Here is a 17,224-nt window from a genome sequence, read left to right as displayed (position 1 = left end):
TCGCTATGGGCTCCGTCCGCGTGGCCATCGTCGGCGTCGGTAACTGCGCCTCGTCCCTGATCCAGGGCGTGGAGTTTTACCGGAACGCCGACCCCACCGACCGCGTTCCGGGTCTCATGCACGTCACCTTCGGCGACTACCACGTTTCCGACGTGGAGTTCGTCGCGGCGTTCGACGTGGACGCCAAGAAGGTGGGCCGGGACCTCGCCGAGGCGATCGTCGCCAGCGAGAACAACACCATCAAGCTGTGCGATGTACCGCCGTCCGGCGTACAGGTGCAGCGGGGCCCGACCTTCGACGGCCTGGGCCAGTACTACCGCGAGATCATCGAAGAATCCGACGAAGAGCCGGTCGACGTCGTCAAGGCGCTGCGGGACGCCCGGGTCGACGTCGTGGTGGCGTACCTGCCGGTCGGCTCGGAAGAGGCCGACAAGTTCTACGCCCAGGCGGCGATCGACGCGGGTTGTGCGTTCGTCAACGCCCTGCCCGTCTTCATCGCCTCCGACCCGGTGTGGGCCAAGAAGTTCGAGGACGCCGGCCTGCCGATCGTCGGCGACGACATCAAGAGCCAGGTGGGCGCGACCATCGTGCACCGCGCGCTGGCCAAGCTCTTCGAGGACCGCGGCGTCGAGCTGCTGCGCACGTACCAGCTCAACTTCGGCGGCAACATGGACTTCATGAACATGCTGGAGCGCACCCGGCTCGTCTCGAAGAAGATCTCGAAGACGCAGTCGGTCACGTCCCAGGTGCCGCACGAGATGGCCAAGTCCGACGTACACATTGGACCGTCCGACCACGTGCCGTGGCTCGACGACCGCAAGTGGGCGTACATCCGCCTGGAGGGCAGGTCGTTCGGCGACACGCCGCTCAACGCGGAGCTGAAGCTCGAGGTGTGGGACTCGCCGAACTCGGCGGGCGTCATCATCGACGCGATCCGCGCCGCGAAGATCGCGAAGGACCGCGGCATCGGCGGCCCGATCCTGTCCGCGTCGTCGTACTTCATGAAGTCCCCGCCGGTCCAGTACGCCGACCACGAGGCGCACACCGCCGTCGAGTCCTTCATCAAGGGCGAGATCGAGCGCTGACCCACCGCTGAGCTAGGGCGTGGGCCGGGACCGCGGGTCCCGGCCCACGCCCGTCGCTACTGCCAGGCGCGCTGCAACGCGACGCGGGCCTCCAACTCCAGCAGGAACCGCTTGCGCGGCAGCCCGCCGCCGAAGCCGACCAGCTTGCCGCCCGCGCCGACGATGCGGTGGCAGGGGACGATCACGGGAATGGGGTTGCGGTTGCAGGCCACCCCGACCGCTCTCGCAGCGCCGGGGTCACCGACCGCTGCGGCGATCTCGCCATACGTGCGCATCTCGCCGTACGGAATAAGGGACATCTGCTGCCAGACCGCCCGCTCGAAGTCGCTGCCCCGCCGCACCGACAGCGGCACCGTGAAGTCGGTCAGCTCGCCGGCGAAGTAGGCCCGGACCTCCTCGACCGCCGCCGCCAGCATGGGCTCGGGCTCGGCCACCTCGCCGGCGCCGTCGACGGCCCCGAAGTGCACCCCGCAGACGCCGCTCTCGTCGACCGCGACGGAGAGCCGGTCGATCGGCGAGTCGATAACCGTCCAGCGCATCCACCCATTGTCGTCCCCGGGTACGACACTGTCCGCGCTGCCCGTACGGATGCGTTCAGCTGACCCGTTCGAACCTGGTGGTGAACAGGAACGTCTTCTGGGTGAGCTCGTTGGCCGAGCACGTGTAGGTGGACGTGTCGTCCTCGGCGTTCAGCGGCTGCGAGTCGCCGTACTGCTCGTTGTCGAAGTACAGCTTGCCGCTGGCCGTCGACTCCACGTCGGTGATCGAGAGCGTGCCCTTCCGGGCGGTGAAGTGGTAGGTCATCTTCCCGGACACCTCGAGCCGCACCTCCTGGCCGCTCAGGTCGCCCAGGTACTCGGTGCCGCTCTTGTAGTCGAACTCGCCGGTCCCGTCGGCGTTGAGCTGGAGCGTGGCGCCGTCACCGCCGGTGAACTTCACCTTGCCCCGACCCTCGACCGGCACCTCCTCCTCGTGGGAGGTGACCCGCCAGCTGCCCACCACGCATTCGTCCACATCGGACACGGGGTGGCGGAGGCGGACGGGGCTCTGGCCGTGGCGCTGCCGGCGACCGGCCCGGGCCCCGGCCCGTCGTCGCCGCCACGGACCGCCACGACGATCACGATCGCGACCACCAGGACGGCCAGCGTCGCCGACAGCGCCACCAGCGGGACCAGGAACGACCGCCGGGCCTGCGGCGCCGGCACCGCCGGATAGCTCATCGGGTAGCCGCCGCCGCTGGTCTGCTGCGGGTAGCCGGGGGGCACGCTGGTCGGATAGGCCGGGCTTCCCGGTGGTCCATAGCCTTGGTACGGCGACTGCGGCTGCTGCGGGTAGTTGGGCGGCTGAGGCGGTGGCTGCTGGGGTACGCCCCGGAAGGTGCGGCACTGCACGCAGAAGCCGGCCGCGTCGACCTGAACGGCGCCGCACACCGGACACGGCTGCATCCGCTTTCCTCCCTGATGCCGCAATCGACCACTCGTCTCGCGAGCGACGGTAGCCCAATCGCGCCACGGTCGGTAACAGCAGCTTGGATCGGACTAAATCAGACCTTCGGCCCGGGCCCAGCGCAGCAGCTCGGCCTCGGCCTCGTCGCGGTCCAGCGGGCCGCGCTCCAGCCGTGCCTCCTTGAGGTGGCGCCAGGCGCGCCCGACGATCGGGCCGGGCGGCACGCCGAGCAACTCCATGATCGCGTTGCCGTCGAGGTCGGGCCGCACCCGTGCCAGGTCCTCGTCGGCCTGCAGTTGCGCGATCCGGTCCTCCAGCGCGTCGTAGTCGGCCGAGAGCTGGGCCGCCTTGCGCCGGTTGCGGGTCGTGCAGTCCGAGCGGGTGAGCTTGTGCAGCCGGGACAGCAGCTCGCCGGCGTCCGTGACGTACCGCCGCACCGCCGAGTCCGTCCACTCGCCACGGCCGTACCCGTAGAAGCGCAGGTGCAGCGCGACCAGCTTGACCACCTCGGACGTCACGTCCTTGGGGTAGCGCAGCTCCTTCATCCGCAGCTTGGTCAGGCGCGCTCCGACCACCTCGTGGTGGTGGAAGCTGACCCGGTTGTCCGTGCCGACCGCCTTCGTGGCGGGCTTGCCGACGTCGTGCATCAGCGCGGCCATCCGCAGGACGAAGTCCGGGCCCTCGTCGCCCTCCAGGCGCACGGCGTTGCTCACCACCGTGAGGGTGTGCTCGTACACGTCCTTGTGCTGGGCGTGCTCGTCGATCGCCAGCTTGAGCCCCGGCAGTTCCGGCAGGAAGTGCTCGGCCAGGCCGGTGTCGACCAGCAGCCGCAGCCCGGTGACCGGGTCGGCGCCGAGCAGCAGCTTGGTGAACTCGTCCCGGATCCGCTCGGCGGTGATCCGCTCCAGGTCGGCCGCCATCGCCGCCATCGCCGCCCGCACGTCCGGGTCCAGCGTGAAACGAAGCTGGGCGGCGAACCGGGCCGCGCGCAGCATCCGCAGCGGGTCGTCGCCGAACGACTCCCGGGGCGTCCCCGGCGTACGGAGCCGGCGGGCGGCGAGGTCGTCCAGCCCGCCGTACGGGTCGGTGAACCGGTGGTCCGGCAGGCTCACCGCCATCGCGTTGACGGTGAAGTCCCGCCGGCGCAGGTCCTCCTGCAGGCTCTCGCCGTACTGGACGACAGGGTTGCGGGTGACCCCGTCGTAGGCCTCGGCGCGGAACGTCGTGATCTCCAGCCGGAGCCCGCGGCGCTGGGCCCCGATGGTGCCGAACTCGCGCCCGGTTTCCCACGTGGTCTCCGCCCAGCCCTTGAGCACGCGGAGCGTGTCGTCGGGGCGGGCGTCGGTCGTGAAGTCGAGGTCGTCGCCCAGGCGGCCGAGCAGCGCGTCGCGTACGGAGCCGCCGACCAGGTGCAGCTCGAATCCGGCCTTGGCGAAGCGTCGGCCCAGCTCGTCGGCGATGGGGGAGACCCGCATCAGCTCGGCCACCGCGTTGCGCTGGGCATCGGTCAGCTCCCGCCGGTCGGCGGTGTGGGAAATCTTGGACATGGGAGTGCCAGCCTATAACTGAGGTGCGCTGGGTCGTGGGCAGCCCTACGCGCAGTGTCCCCGTACCCTTTGGATGGCGGCAACCGGAAATGGGGACGGGTGAGATGAGCAGCGGGCTGTACCGGAGCGCCAACGCCGGGCACAGCGGCCATCCGCCCGCCGACGGTGCCGTCCTGATCACCACCCAGCCCTGGACGGCACAGTTCGAACTGGAACGCGAGGCCGTACAGGCGCAACCGGACGGCGAGCCGGAAGGCGGCAGCGCCGCCACCAACAGCGCCGTCATGGCGATCGGCAGCCTGGTCAGCCGGGGCACCGGCTTCCTGCGCACGGTCATCCTGGCCGCGGCCATCGGCGGTGGCGCGATCAACAACGCGTACACCACCGCCCAGGTGCTGCCGGGGATCGTGTACGAGCTGCTGCTCGGTGCGCTTCTGAGCAGCACGATCATCCCGGTGCTGGTACGGCGGCGGAAGGCCGACCCGGACCGCGGCGAGGCGTACACCCAGCGGCTGATCACGCTCTCGCTCCTGGTGCTCGGCGGAGCGGCCCTCCTGGCGACGGTGAGCGCGTCCGTGCTGACCGTGCTCTACACCAGCGACAAGGCTTCGGACGCGTTCAAGGACCTGGTCACCACCCTGTCCTACCTGATGCTCCCGATGATCTTCTTCATCGGGCTCTCCGGGATCCTCACCGCCGTGCTCAACACACGTGGTCACTTCGCCACGCCGATGTTCACGCCGATCCTGAACAACCTGGTGGTCATCGCCACCGGCGGGCTGTACATCCTCATCTACGGGGCCAAGGCGATCCGGCCGGAGCAGATGACCGCCGGGCAGATCCTGCTGCTCGGCGGCGGCACCCTGCTCGGCGTGGTGGTCCAGAGCGTCGGCCTGCTGCCCGCCCTGCGCAAGGTCGGGTTCCGGTGGCGGTGGCGGTTCGACTTCCGGGCCCTGGGCCTGCGCGAGCTGGGCCGGATCGGCGGCTGGGCGCTCTGCTACGTCGTGGTCACCCAGATCGGCCAGGTGGTCGCGTTCAACCTGCTCAACCGGGCGGGTGACAAGGGCGCGGCCGGGCCGGCGATCTACAACAACGTATTCCTGCTGATGTACATGGCGCACGGCATCATCTCGGTGTCGATCATTACCGCGCTGACCCCGCGGATGAGCTCCGCCGCGGCCGACGGCCGGCACGCCGACATGGCCGCCGACCTGTCCCGCGGCATCCGCACCATCACGGCCGTGCTGACTCCGGTCGCCATCTGCTACGCCGTGCTGGCCGCCCCGATCTCGGTGGCGCTGTTCCGCAGCGGGGCATTCACCCAGGACGAGGCCATGGACACCGCCGTGGTGCTGGTGGTCACCGCGGTGGCGCTGCTGCCGTTCTCGGTCAGCCAACTCCTCACGGTCGGGCTCTACGCCCGGCAGGAGACCAAGACCGCGGCGCTGGTCAACATCCCGGTGGTGGCGCTGCGGATCCTGATCCAGCTCATCGTGTTCGCGGCCTTCGCGGCGACGTTCTCCGCGCCGGGGCTGATGCTCGCCAACGCCTTCTCGTACGCGGCCTCCGGGCTGATCTCGGGCGCGCTGCTGCACCGCCGGATCGGCGCGATCGGGCTGGGCGGCATCCTGGTCACCGGCGTCAAGGTGGGCGTGGCCGCCGTCGGCGCGACGGTGGTCGGCCTGGTCGCGATCTACCTGCTGCCCGGCGGCTGGTCGCCCAGCAAGCCGGAGGCCATCCTGCAGCTCCTGGTCGGTGGGGTCGCGATCGGCGGCACCTACCTCGGGATAGCGCTAGGGCTGAAGGTGAACGAGGTGAACTCGGTCATCAACCTGGTCCGCCGCCGCATCCGCCGCTAGCGCCGCTTTTTCCGAGCCGTGCCGAAGATCTGGCGGGTGATCGCGGCGCCCGCGGCGGTGGCGGCCGCTCGGATGAACGACTTCGCGGCGCTGGAGCCGAGCACCTTCTCCACCACCCCCTTGCCCTGTGGATAAGTCTGTGTGGGAGCAGCGTCCGGCGCGGGAGTTGCCTGTGGATAACTCTGTGTGAGCTTGCCGGCCAGCTTCTCGTACGCCGACTCCCGGTCCACCGTCTCGGCGTACTTGGGGCGCAGCGGGGATGCCTGCACGATCGCCTCCATGGCGGCGGGGTCGGCGGCCGCCATCAGCGACCGTGGCGCCCGGAGCCGGGTCCACGCGACCGGGGTGGGCGCGCCCTTCTCGGACAGCACGGTCACGATCGCCTCCCCGGTGCCCAACTGGGTCAGCACCTCTTCCAGGTCGTACGCCGAGTGCGGGAACGTCGACGCGGTCGCCTTGAGCGCCTTGGCGTCGTCCGGCGTGTACGCCCGCAGCGCGTGCTGGACCCGGTTGCCGAGCTGGGCCAGCACGTCGGGGTGTACGTCCTTGGGCGTCTGGGTCACGAAGAAGACGCCCACCCCCTTGGACCGGATCAGCCGGACCGTCTGCGTGATGGATTCGAGGAACTCCTTCGACGCGTCCTTGAAGAGCAGGTGCGCCTCGTCGAAGAAGAACACCAGCTTCGGCTTGTCGACGTCGCCCACCTCGGGCAGGTCCTGGAAGAGGTCGGCCAGCAGCCACATGAGGAAAGAGGAGAAGAGCGCAGGTTGAGTGACCACTCCGGGCAGTTCCAGGATCGAGGCCACGCCCCGCCCGTCCGGTGCCGTACGCATGAGGTCGGCCGTGTCGAACTCCGGCTCGCCGAAGAAGTCTTCCGCGCCGGCGTCGGAGAACGCCACCAGCTCGCGCAGCAGGACGCCGGCGGTCTGCTTGGCGAGGCCGCCGAGCGACCGCAGTTGCTCGGCTCCCTCCTCGGAGACCAGGTACTGGATGACCGACCGCAGGTCCTTGACGTCCAGCAGCGGCAGCCCGTTGGCGTCGGCGAAGTGGAAGATCAGGTTCAGCGACGACGCCTGTACGTCGGACAGCCCCAGCACCTTGGACAGCAGCACCGGGCCGAAGGACGTCATCGTCGCCCGCACGGGGATGCCGGTGCCGTGGCCGCCGAGTGCGTAGAACTCGACCGGGTACGCCTCGGGCGCCCAGTCCTGCCCGATCTCGGCGGCTCGAGCGGTGATCTTCTCGTTGGGCGTACCCGGCGCGGACATGCCGGACACGTCGCCCTTGATGTCGGCGAGGAAAACCGGTACGCCCGCGGCGCTGAGCTGCTCGGCCATCACCTGAAGGGTCTTGGTCTTGCCGGTACCCGTGGCGCCCGCGACCAGACCGTGCCGGTTGAGCATGGCGAGCGGGATGCGCACCTGTGCGGCCGGTTCGCCGCGGTCGTCCACCACGAGCGCGCCAAGATCCAGCGCCGCGCCCGCGAACGCGTAGCCGTCGCGCACCTGTGCCGCAAGATCAGTCATGACAAAAACTACCATAAGTCTGTCAATCGGACAGGCCGCTGGCAACGACTCGGATCCGGTTTGGTGCCACGCGAAGATGACGTGTCGTGAGGTCGCACGACCCAGGTAAGGTCGCTCTCGACAGGTGCCGGTTGCGCCTACGCTATGAGTTGACGCCCGTCGCCGGGGTGCCCGGCTGCGGCTCGGCGGTCAGACCACAGGCAGCACCGGTCCACTGATCGAAACGATCACCGAGGGAGGACGGGGTGACCCAGGTCGGCGAAGGTCAGGAGGCGAGCGAGAGCGCGCCCCAGGTCATGACCTTCGGTGCACCCACCGTCGGTGAGATCCTGGCCGAGCGGTACGAGCTCGCTCAACACATCAACGACGACAGCGCCGGACGGCAGGTCTGGCGGGGCGTCGATGTCATCCTCCGGCGGCCCGTCGCGGTGGTACTGCGCTATCCGGGCGGCGACTCCGCGATGGAGATGCTGCAGGCCGCCGTCGCGGCCAGCCGCGTCATCCACCCCAGCCTGGTCGGCGTCTACGACGCCATCGACGAGGCCGATCGGGCGTACGTCGTCCGCGAGTGGGTCGACGGCGAGTCGCTGCGCGAGATCGTGGCGGAGGAGCTACTCGATCCGACCCGGACGACCGCCGTCGCGCACGCCGTCGCCGACGCGGTGGCGGCGATGCACGCGACCGGCATGGTCCACGGCAACATCCACCCCGGCACCGTGCTCATCGGCGACGACGGCCGCGTGGTGGTCGCCGACGCCCGCGCGGACAGCGCCGACACGCCCGAGACCGATGTGCGGGCCACCGGCGGCATCCTCTACTTCGCGCTGACCGGGCACTGGCCGCACACCGAGGCCGGCCGCTCGACGCTGCCGGACGCGGTCCGCGACGCGGGCGGCGCCATCGCGGCGCCCCGCCAGGTCCGCGCCGGTGTCCCGGCGTACCTCGACGACCTGACCATGGACCTGCTGGATCCCCGGCTCGCCCTCCCCGCGGCCGACGTGCTCGCGGCGGAGTTGGCCCGCCTCGACAGCGCCGCCGAGGAGCAGTACTACGAAGACGCCGGCCCGCTGCGGCTCCTGTCCGCCACGCGAGAGGTGGTCAGCGGCGCACCGGGCGTGCCTCCCGAGCCGCCGCGCACCGCCATTCGCAAGATCGCAGCCGGCGTGGCCGGGCTGCTGGCGATCGCCGTCGCCGGCCTGCTCTTCGGGATCAGCGCCCTGGCCAACGGCGACGACGACCCCACCGACCTGCCGTCGAACTCGCCCGCGGCCGCTGCCCCCAGCGGCAGTACGGACGGGGCAACCGCCCCCAAGCCGCAAAACTTCGCGCTGCGCGCGGACCAGGTGCGCGTGGTCGACCCGCCCGACGGCGACCGCAGCGGGCTGGACGACGTCGCCAAGGTCGTGGACGGCAACGACAACACCGGCTGGGAGACCAGCGGGTACAAGAACGCGAAGTTCGGCAACCTGAAGCCCGGCATGGGCATCCTGATCGACCTCGGCCAGCCGCGCACGGTCAGCTCGGTCCAGGTCACGCTCTCCGCGCCGGGCGTCTCCGCCGAGCTGCGGACCGGCGACCAGGACCCGGGCGACAGCTCTTCCGGCGACGACGCGATCGTGCGGACGTACAAGACGGTGGGACAGCCGCTGGAGGGGTTCGACGCGACGAAGATGAGCTTCAACGCGTTCGAGCCCGACCAGAAGTACCAGTTCCTGCTGTTCTTCATCACCGAGATGCCGGCGACCAGTGACGGTCCGTTCCCGTTCAAGATCGGCGTGCAGGAAATCGTGGTCGCGGGCTTGAGCTAGGGTGCAGCCGTGACCCAGAGCACACGCAGCGACGACGAGTTGCTGCGCGCCCACGTCGAGGGCGACCGGTACGCGTTTGCCGAGCTGTTTCGCCGGCACCGCGACCGGCTCTGGGCGGTTGCCTTGCGTACGGTCACCGATCGCGAGGAGGCCGCCGACGCATTGCAGGACGCGCTGCTCTCCGCGCACCGGGCGGCGGCCAAGTTCCGCGGCGAATCGGCGGTCACCACCTGGCTGCACCGCATCGTGGTCAACGCCTGTCTCGACCGGATCCGGCGCCGGCAGGCCCACCCCACCGTGCCGCTGCCGGACGGCACCCGCTCCGAGCCGGACCGCCCGGTCGCTCCGGAGCCGGCCGCCCCGCCGGTCGACCACGACACCGCGCTCGACGTACGGCAGGCGCTGGCCCAGCTGCCGGCCGAGCAGCGCGCCGCGCTGATCCTGGTCGACGTGCAGGGATACCCGGTCGCCGAGGTGGCGATCATGCTGGGTGTGGCCGAGGGCACGGTGAAGAGCCGGTGCGCGCGGGGCCGGGCCAAGCTGGCGGTTGTGCTAGGTCACCTTCGGGCCGGCGGCGGGAACCCATCGCCCGGCGCCCGCGTCCCAACAAGTACGGCGCAAGCGCGCACCGCGAGCGTGGAGGAAGAACGGTGACCGGGCGGGAGTTTAGCCAGGTCGACATCGACCTGCTGGCCGACTACGTCGGCGGGGTGCTCGACGGCACCCCCGACGAGGCGGTCGTTGCTCGGCGGGTCGCCGACGATCCGACCTGGGCGGAGGCGTACGCGACCCTGTCGGCGTCGGCCTCGACCATCCAGGCCGACCTGGCAGCCTGGGGCGCCACCCCCGAGCCCATGCCCGCGGACGTGGCGGACCGCATCGCCACAGCCCTGGAGCAGGAGCCCACCCGGCCCGCGCTCTCTGTCGTACCAGATGCTGATGGACCGCGACGGAGCGTGAGCCGGCTGCGGCGCCGCTGGCCCGCGTGGGCCACTCCGGTGGCGGTAGCCGCCAGCCTCGCGGCCTTCGCCGGCCTCGGCATCGGCCTGGCCGACAGCTCCAGCACCGACGACGCCGGTAGTGGTACCGCGGCGGAGGCGCCCGCGGCCGCCCGGGACAACGCGGCGGGGGGCGCCGAGCTGGCCACGCCGCAGGCGCTCGTGGCCAGCGGCAAGGACTACCGCGCCGGCACGCTCGCGGCGGCCCAGCCGCCGCCGGACGGCGACCGGGCGATGAGCGCGCAGTCCGCCACGACGGAGGAGGACTCGGGGAGCTCGGGACTGAAGTCCACGGCGGCGGCCGCGTTGCAGCGGCTGACCGCCCAGACCGCGCTGTCCGCGTGCCTGGACGCCATCGCCCGTGAGCACAACAACGGCGCGGCCACCGTCCAGGTGGTCGACTTCGCCACGTTTGACGGCTCACCGGCGGTCATCGTGTTTTTCACCGACGGCACCGGGGCACGGTGGGTATGGGCGTCCGGGCCGAACTGTGGCCAGGCCGCGTGGGGCGCGGACACCCGCGGAAACGCGAAGATAGGGTGAGCTGACCCACCCGGACGACGGGTCGGGAATCATCGCCGCACGCGGTGGGTTCTCCTCTGCGCACACAACACTACGGGAGTCGGCAGTGGACGAGGTCCGAAACCTGATCATCATCGGCTCGGGGCCGGCCGGTTACACCGCGGCGGTGTACGCCGCACGAGCCAGCCTGCGGCCGCTGATCATCGAGGGCGCACAGTCCGGTGGCGCGCTGATGACGACCACCGAGGTGGAAAACTTCCCGGGCTTCCCCGACGGGATCATGGGTCCGGAGCTGATGGACTCGATGCGCAAGCAGGCCGAGCGATTCGGCGCCGAGTTCATCACTGATGATGTGACCCGCGTCGAGCTGGTTGACACCGGCGTCATCGGTTCGTCGGCCGCCCACAAGGTGTACGTGGGGGAGACCGAATACCGCGCGAAGGCGGTCATCCTGAGCACCGGCTCAGCCTGGCGGCCGCTGGGCGTGCCCGGCGAGCAGGAGCTGCTCGGCCACGGCGTCTCGTCCTGCGCGACCTGTGACGGCTTCTTCTTCCGCGGCCAAAACATCGTGGTCGTCGGCGGCGGCGACTCGGCGATGGAGGAGGCGACGTTCCTCACCAAGTTCGCCGAGACCGTGACGATCATCCACCGTCGCGACGAGTTCCGCGCCAGCAAGATCATGGCGGACCGGGCGCTGTCCAACCCGAAGATCCGCGTCGAGTGGAACTCCCTCGTCGAGCAGGTCCTCGGCGAGGACGGCAAGGTGGCCGGGGTACACGTGCGCAACGTGCACACCGGTGTGGACAAGGTGCTCGACGTGACCGGTGTGTTCGTCGCGATCGGCCACGTGCCGCGCAGCGAGCTCTTCCGCGGCCAGGTCGAGATGGACGAGAACGGGTACGTCGTGGTCGACGCCCCCACCACCCACACCAGCGTGCCCGGCGTCTTCGCCGCGGGTGACCTGGTCGACCACACCTACCGCCAGGCGATCACCGCGGCCGGCACGGGCTGTGCCGCGGCGCTCGACGCCGAGCGGTTCATCGCATCATTGGAAGTCTGAGCAAAACCCGGGAGGGTCCTCGTGGGAGTAACCAAGTCGGTCACCGACGCCAGCTTCACCACCGACGTGCTGCAGTCCGATACACCGGTGCTGGTGGACTTCTGGGCCGAGTGGTGCGCGCCGTGCAAGAAGGTCTCGCCGCTGCTGGAGGAGATCGCCGGTGAGATGGGCGACAAGGTGCGGATCGTCAAGCTCAACATCGACGAAAACCCCGAGACGGCGCGGGCCTACCGGGTGATGTCGGTGCCGACGCTGACGGTTTTCAAGGGTGGCGAGCCGGTGCAGTCGGTGGCCGGGGCCCGGCCCAAGGGTGATCTGGTGAAGCTCATCGAGGCCGCTCTTTAGTCCTGTCGTACAGGGGCGCTCCCTACTGTGGGGGCGCCCCTGTCGTGTTCCATCCGGTCTTGCGGCGCGGTGCCGCCGGCCGGGTTAGGCTCCTGTGGCGTACTCACTGAGGAGGTCCGCCGGTGCTTCCGATTCGGCGCGGAGACCGCGGGCCCGCGGTCGCGGAAATCAACCAGATCCTCTCGGGGCTCGATCTCCTTCAGTCCTTGAGTGCCGATGACTTTGATGGGGTTACCGAGCACGCCGTACGCAGCTTCCAGCAGACCCGCGGCCTGACCGTCGACGGCCAGGTCGGCGACGAGACGTGGCGCGCCCTCGACGCGGCCCGCTGGCGGCTCGGCGCGCGGGTGCTCTACCACGCCGTCCCCGAGCCGCTCGTCGGCGAGGACGTCCGGACGCTCCAAGAGCGTCTGCTGGAGATGGGGTACGACGTCGGGCGCGCCGACGGCATCTACGGCACCCGCACCGCGCGATCGGTCGCCCAGTTCCAGCGCGAGGTCGGTCTCGTGCCGGACGGCTCCTGCGGGCCGCAGACCATGCACGCGCTGCGCCGGCTCGGGCGCAAGGTGGTCGGTGGCCGCCCGCAGTGGCTGCGGGAGGCCGAGGCGTTCCGCCGATCCGGGCCCAACCTGATCGGCAAAGTGATTATCATCGATGCGGGTCATGGTGGCGACGACCCGGGCGTCGTGGTGCGCGACGGCCCGCTGCGCTGGACCGAGGCCGACCTGGCCTTCGACATGGCGGCCCGGCTGGAGGGGCGGCTCGCCGCGGCCGGCATGCGCGTACACCTGACCCGCGGGCCGGTCGGCGCCGGCAAGCTCACCGACCTGGCTCGGGCCGGGCTGGCCAACGAGTTGGGCGGCGACCTGCTCATCTCGGTGCACGTCGACGGCCACGCCAACCCCGACGCCGACGGCGTCGCCACCTTCCACTACGGCACCGGCAACGGCGTCACCTCGACCGTGGGGGAGCGGCTCGCCGGGCTGGTCCAGCGGGAGATCGTCGCCCGTACCGGGCTGCGCAACTGCCAGACCCAGCCGAAGACGTGGGAGCTGCTGCGCCTGACCCGCATGCCGGCCGTACGGGTGGACGTGGGCTACCTGACCTCACCGGTCGACCGCGAGCGCCTCATCGACCCGGCCTTCCGCGACCGTGTGGTGGAGGCGATCGTCGCGGCGGTCCAGCGGATGTACTTCCCGATGGAGGCGGACGTGCCGACGGGGTCCTTCGACGTCCGTTCGCTCCGGGCGGCTGTGGCGTAGGGCTTAGCTGGCCGTCGAGCGGGTGGCCGGGCGCACCGGGCGCAGCAGGCTCTCCGGGCTCATCGAGCCCAGCAGCTTCTCCAACGCGTACTCCACATCGGACTTCCAGGACAGCGCGGTGCGCAACTCCAGCCGGAGGCGCGGGAAGCGCGGGTGCTGCCGGACCGTCTTGAAGCCCACCGAGAGGAAGAAGTCAGCCGGCGCGAGGCAGCCGTCTTCGCCCTGACCCGCCTCGCCGAACTTGGCGTCGCCGAACGCCTCGATCGCCTTGATGCCGCGCTTGGTGAGGTCGCGGGCGACGCCCTGCACGAGCATCCGGCCCAACCCGCCGCCGGCGAAGGCGGTGACGATGTGGGCGTTCATGAGCAGCGCGGCGTCCGCCGATACCGGTGAAGTGGGAAACGCCATCGAGCGCGGCACGTACGCCGGCGGGGCGTACATGACGAAGCCGGCGGGCATGCCGTCGACGTACGCCAGCTTGCCGCAGGAACCCCACTCGAGCAGCGTCTGGGAGACCCACGCCTCCTTCTCCAGGCCCGGGTCTCCGGCGGCGCACGCCCGCTCGGCCGCCACCGGATCCAGCTCCCAGAACACGCACGCCCGGCAAGGACGTGGCAGATCTTCGAGCGTGTCGAGTGTCAGACTGACCAAGCGTCGCGACATTGGCGAATCCCGCCTCCTACGCAGCCCGGTCATCCACGTCGACACAGGCCCTAGCCCCCGACAGCAGATCGTACGCCCGAACTTCGCGTCTGGGGAGAGGTCGGGCAATCAGCCACCCCATGGTCCGCCATGTGGACGCCTAACGGGGTAACCCGAGGCGTGGGTGGCTCCGGGCGACTACGATCGACCGACCACCACTGTGCCTCTTATTTTGCAAACCCCTTAGGCGAGGTGAAGTCATGACCGGCACGACGCTTGACGACTATACCGATCGCTACGCCCGGCGGGTGCGCGGCATGACGGCGTCGGAGATCCGCGCCCTCTTCGCCGTGGCCAGCCGGCCGGAGGTCGTCTCGCTCGCCGGTGGTGCACCGTACGTCGCCGCCCTCCCGCTCGACGCCGTGGGGAGATGCTCGGCCGCCTCGCCTCGGAGCACGGCCCCACCACGCTCCAGTACGGCATCGGTCAGGGCACGCTCGAGCTCCGTGAGCGCATCTGCGAGGTGATGGCGCTGTCCGGCATCGACGTCGGCTGCGGCGCCTCCCCGGAGGACGTCGTGGTGACCGTCGGCGGCCAGCAGGCCCTCGACCTCGTCGCGCGCATCTTCCTCGACCCCGGTGACGTGGTCCTCGCCGAGGGCCCCACGTACGTCGGCGCGCTCGGCGTCTTCCAGGCCGCCCAGGCCCAGGTGGTGCACGTGCCCATGGACGCCGACGGCATCCTGCCCGAGGCGCTGGAGCAGGCGATCGCGGACGTCGCCGCCTCGGGTCGCCGGGCCAAGTTCCTCTACACGATCCCGACGTTCCAGAACCCGGCCGGCGTGACGCTGACCGAGGAGCGGCGCGAGCGGGTGCTCGACATCTGCGAGCGGGCCGGCCTGCTGGTGGTCGAGGACGACCCGTACGGCCAGCTGAGCTTCGACGGGGAGGCGCCCCCGCCGCTGCGCTCCCGCCGCCGGGACGGGGTGTTCTACCTCAGCACGTTCTCCAAGACGTTCGCGCCGGGCATGCGGGTCGGCTGGATCCTGGCGCCCCACGCCGTACGCGAGAAGCTCGTCATCGCCAGCGAGGCGCAGATCCTGTGCCCCAGCGCGTACGCCCAGGCGGCCGTGACGGCGTACCTGTCGACCATGCCGTGGCGCGAGCAGCTCAAGACGTACCGGGAGGTCTACCGGGAGCGGCGCGACGCGTTGCTGGCCGCCCTCGCCGACCTGATGCCCGCCGGCACCACCTGGACCGAGCCCAAGGGTGGCCTCTTCGTGTGGGCCAACCTTCCCGAAGGGCTCGACGCCAAGGCGATGATGCCGCGGGCCATCGCCGCCCGAGTGGCGTACGTGCCGGGCACCGGCTTCTACGCCGACGGCACCGGCACCGGCAACATGCGGCTCAACTTCTCGTTCCCGCCGCCGGAGCGCATCCGCGAGGGCGTACGCCGGCTGGCCAGCGTCATGGAGCAGGAATTGGCGACGCGCCAGGTGTTCGGCGCGGTCGGCGGCACCGCCGCCCGCCGCCGGGGGCAGGCCGCGGCCGACGCCCCCGACCCCGGCTTGGCATGATTCGAGCATGAACTCGGGCTTGACCACAGACCTGCGCGTCCTCGTCCTCGCCGGCGGCCTCTCCTACGAACGCGACGTCTCGCTCAAGTCCGGACGGCGGGTGCTCGACGCACTGCGCAGCGCCGGCATCGAGGCCGAGCAGCGGGATGCCGACGTGTCCCTGCTGCCCGCCGTCCAGGCCGACCCGCCGGACGCGGTCGTCATCGCGCTGCACGGCGCGACCGGTGAGGACGGATCGCTGCGCGGCGTGCTCGACCTGTGCGACGTGCCGTACGTCGGCTGCGACGCCCGCACGGCCCGGCTGGCGTGGGACAAGCCGTCCGCCAAGGCGGTGCTCCGCGAGGCCGGCATCCCCACCCCCGACTGGGTGGCGCTGCCGCACGACCGCTTCTCCGAACTCGGCGCCGTCGCCGTGCTCGACCGGATCGCGGAGCGGCTCGGGTTGCCGTTGATGGTCAAGCCGGCGCAGGGCGGCTCCGGGCTCGGCGCCGCCGTCGTACGGGACGCCACCGCACTGCCGGCCGCCATGGTCGGCTGCTTCGCGTACGACTCGACCGCCCTCGTCGAGCGGTACGTCGCCGGCATGGACGTGGCGGTCTCGGTGATCGACCTCGGCGAGGGACCGCAGGCGCTGCCGGCCGTGGAGATCGTGCCCCGCAACGGCGTGTACGACTACGCGGCCCGCTACACCGCCGGCCTGACCACATGGCACGCCCCGGCCCGGCTGGACGACACGGTGGCGGCGAAAGTCGCCGAGACCGCGATCGCCGCACACACGGCACTCGGGCTGCGCGACCTCTCCCGGGTCGACCTGATCGTCGACCCGCAGGGCCAGCCGCACGTGCTCGAGGTGAACGTCTCGCCGGGGATGACGGAGACGTCGCTGCTGCCGCTCGCCGTACAGGCCGCCGGGCTCGACTTCGGCAAGCTGCTCGCCACTCTGGTGGGGCGGGCGGCTCACCGCGGCGGTTAGCTCTTCGCGCCTTCTTTGCGCCGGTGCTCGTTCGGCGTGGTTGGTGGGTCGCCCTACGCACGCCGGGAACCGCGTCGTTTTGTGCCCGCAGCGCTTCCGCGCTCGCCGTCGTGGTTGGCCTCGCCTGAGTAGGGGACCCTACTCACGGGACCGCCCCGCAAACGCGCGTCCCCTACGTCCTCGTCTCGCCCGTCGCCCGCCTCTCCGCCTCCGCACCCACCGTCGCGGCTGGGCCCCTCCCCGTGAGTGGGGCGCCCCTGTACACGTCAGAACGTGCATAGGGGCGCCCTACTCACATCGGGGGCGCGCCCCCAAGGCCGGCTAATAGGGGAAACCCGGTCCACCGTCAAGCGCTGACAGCGCCGGTGACCGTGGGATCTGCGTGAAGGATCCGAGTCGCCCCAGCGACCCAGATCCTTCACGTTCACGCAGGCGTGAGATCGGCTGACTATGACGAGCGGTCAAACCGACTGCATCGACGCGGAACCCGCCGCCAAGGTGCGCCCCTGACTCACGGGGGTCCCTGGCGACCTACCCCCTGACTCGCAGCACGGCATCCGGTCCGGCTCGCACGG

At 70.8% G+C, this 17,224-nt stretch carries 15 protein-coding genes and 1 pseudogene; 10 read left to right on the top strand and 6 right to left on the bottom strand.

The genetic code is table 11. The features are described 5' to 3' along the window. Nucleotides 1-5: 5 nt before the first annotated feature. A complete protein-coding gene (locus Prum_RS19940; protein ID WP_173077894.1) occupies nt 6-1,085 on the top strand; it encodes an inositol-3-phosphate synthase in 1,080 nt (359 codons plus the stop codon). Nucleotides 1,086-1,141: 56 nt separating this feature from the next. Here Prum_RS19940 and Prum_RS19935 read toward each other — a convergent pair whose 3' ends face one another. From Prum_RS19935 to Prum_RS19920, 4 genes are all read right to left on the bottom strand, one after another. Beyond that, nucleotides 1,142-1,624 carry a methylated-DNA--[protein]-cysteine S-methyltransferase gene (locus Prum_RS19935; protein ID WP_173077893.1) on the bottom strand — a complete coding sequence of 161 codons (483 nt, stop codon included), beginning with the start codon at nt 1,622-1,624 and terminating at the stop codon, nt 1,142-1,144. Between the two features lie 55 nt (nt 1,625-1,679). Then, nucleotides 1,680-2,048, bottom strand: coding sequence for a hypothetical protein (locus tag Prum_RS19930; protein WP_173077892.1), 369 nt, complete (start codon nt 2,046-2,048; stop codon nt 1,680-1,682). After that, nucleotides 2,021-2,530 (bottom strand): hypothetical protein, encoded by a 510-nt coding sequence (locus tag Prum_RS19925; RefSeq protein ID WP_173077891.1) that lies wholly within the window; start codon nt 2,528-2,530, stop codon nt 2,021-2,023. The genes Prum_RS19930 and Prum_RS19925 overlap by 28 nt, the downstream gene beginning before the upstream one ends. Nucleotides 2,531-2,623: 93 nt before the next feature. After that, on the bottom strand, nt 2,624-4,078 hold the full coding sequence (locus Prum_RS19920) for a CCA tRNA nucleotidyltransferase (protein WP_173077890.1): 1,455 nt from the start codon (nt 4,076-4,078) through the stop codon (nt 2,624-2,626). A 104-nt stretch (nt 4,079-4,182) separates the two neighbouring features. Between Prum_RS19920 and murJ the strand changes: the two genes are divergently transcribed. Then, a complete protein-coding gene (gene murJ, locus Prum_RS19915; protein WP_173077889.1) occupies nt 4,183-5,937 on the top strand; it encodes a murein biosynthesis integral membrane protein MurJ in 1,755 nt (584 codons plus the stop codon). Here murJ and Prum_RS19910 read toward each other — a convergent pair. Then, entirely contained in the window at nt 5,934-7,463 is a 1,530-nt protein-coding gene (locus Prum_RS19910) for a helicase HerA-like domain-containing protein (protein ID WP_173077888.1), read from the bottom strand. The two genes, murJ and Prum_RS19910, sit on opposite strands and share 4 nt — an antisense overlap. A 245-nt stretch (nt 7,464-7,708) precedes the next feature. On the opposite strand from Prum_RS19910, the gene Prum_RS19905 reads away from it, so the two are divergent. The 6 genes from Prum_RS19905 to Prum_RS19880 all read left to right on the top strand — a co-directional run bounded on the left by Prum_RS19905 (nt 7,709) and on the right by Prum_RS19880 (nt 13,458). Further along, on the top strand, nt 7,709-9,271 hold the full coding sequence (locus Prum_RS19905) for a protein kinase family protein (protein WP_173077887.1): 1,563 nt from the start codon (nt 7,709-7,711) through the stop codon (nt 9,269-9,271). A gap of 9 nt (nt 9,272-9,280) precedes the next feature. Then, nucleotides 9,281-9,925, top strand: a complete 645-nt coding sequence (gene sigM / locus Prum_RS19900; protein WP_173077886.1) for an RNA polymerase sigma factor SigM — start codon at nt 9,281-9,283, stop codon at nt 9,923-9,925. Continuing rightward, entirely contained in the window at nt 9,922-10,812 is an 891-nt protein-coding gene (locus Prum_RS19895) for an RsmA family anti-sigma factor (protein WP_173077885.1), read from the top strand. Before sigM ends, Prum_RS19895 begins: the two co-directional genes overlap by 4 nt. 85 nt (nt 10,813-10,897) lie before the next feature. Then, complete coding sequence (gene trxB, locus Prum_RS19890) at nt 10,898-11,851, top strand: thioredoxin-disulfide reductase (RefSeq protein WP_173077884.1); 954 nt, start codon at nt 10,898-10,900, stop codon at nt 11,849-11,851. Between the two features lie 21 nt (nt 11,852-11,872). Further along, nucleotides 11,873-12,196 carry a thioredoxin gene (trxA, locus tag Prum_RS19885; RefSeq protein ID WP_173077883.1) on the top strand — a complete coding sequence of 108 codons (324 nt, stop codon included), beginning with the start codon at nt 11,873-11,875 and terminating at the stop codon, nt 12,194-12,196. 122 nt (nt 12,197-12,318) lie between these two features. Next, entirely contained in the window at nt 12,319-13,458 is a 1,140-nt protein-coding gene (locus Prum_RS19880) for an N-acetylmuramoyl-L-alanine amidase (protein ID WP_173077882.1), read from the top strand. Nucleotides 13,459-13,461: 3 nt separating this feature from the next. Here Prum_RS19880 and Prum_RS19875 read toward each other — a convergent pair whose 3' ends face one another. Continuing rightward, complete coding sequence (locus Prum_RS19875; protein ID WP_173077881.1) at nt 13,462-14,121, bottom strand: GNAT family N-acetyltransferase; 660 nt, start codon at nt 14,119-14,121, stop codon at nt 13,462-13,464. A gap of 239 nt (nt 14,122-14,360) precedes the next feature. On the opposite strand from Prum_RS19875, the pseudogene Prum_RS19870 reads away from it, so the two are divergent. Together Prum_RS19870 and Prum_RS19865 are read left to right on the top strand one after the other, a co-directional pair. Continuing rightward, nucleotides 14,361-15,676: pseudogene (locus tag Prum_RS19870) on the top strand (aminotransferase-like domain-containing protein). A 7-nt stretch (nt 15,677-15,683) separates the two neighbouring features. Continuing rightward, a complete protein-coding gene (locus Prum_RS19865; RefSeq protein WP_173077880.1) occupies nt 15,684-16,649 on the top strand; it encodes a D-alanine--D-alanine ligase family protein in 966 nt (321 codons plus the stop codon). Nucleotides 16,650-17,224: the final 575 nt, after the last annotated feature.

Source organism: Phytohabitans rumicis, from assembly GCF_011764445.1.
Classification (GTDB): Bacteria; Actinomycetota; Actinomycetes; order Mycobacteriales; family Micromonosporaceae; genus Phytohabitans; species Phytohabitans rumicis.
This window is presented reverse-complemented; position numbering and strand designations above follow the sequence as displayed.

Coding starts and splice junctions, on each gene's coding strand:
- Prum_RS19940 (WP_173077894.1), top strand. CDS start 6: ATGGGCTCCGTCCGCGTGGCCATCGTCGGCGTCGGTAACTGCGCCTCG.
- Prum_RS19935 (WP_173077893.1), bottom strand. CDS start 1,624: ATGCGCTGGACGGTTATCGACTCGCCGATCGACCGGCTCTCCGTCGCG.
- Prum_RS19925 (WP_173077891.1), bottom strand. CDS start 2,530: ATGCAGCCGTGTCCGGTGTGCGGCGCCGTTCAGGTCGACGCGGCCGGC.
- Prum_RS19920 (WP_173077890.1), bottom strand. CDS start 4,078: ATGTCCAAGATTTCCCACACCGCCGACCGGCGGGAGCTGACCGATGCC.
- murJ (WP_173077889.1), top strand. CDS start 4,183: ATGAGCAGCGGGCTGTACCGGAGCGCCAACGCCGGGCACAGCGGCCAT.
- Prum_RS19910 (WP_173077888.1), bottom strand. CDS start 7,463: ATGACTGATCTTGCGGCACAGGTGCGCGACGGCTACGCGTTCGCGGGC.
- Prum_RS19875 (WP_173077881.1), bottom strand. CDS start 14,121: ATGTCGCGACGCTTGGTCAGTCTGACACTCGACACGCTCGAAGATCTG.
- Prum_RS19865 (WP_173077880.1), top strand. CDS start 15,684: ATGAACTCGGGCTTGACCACAGACCTGCGCGTCCTCGTCCTCGCCGGC.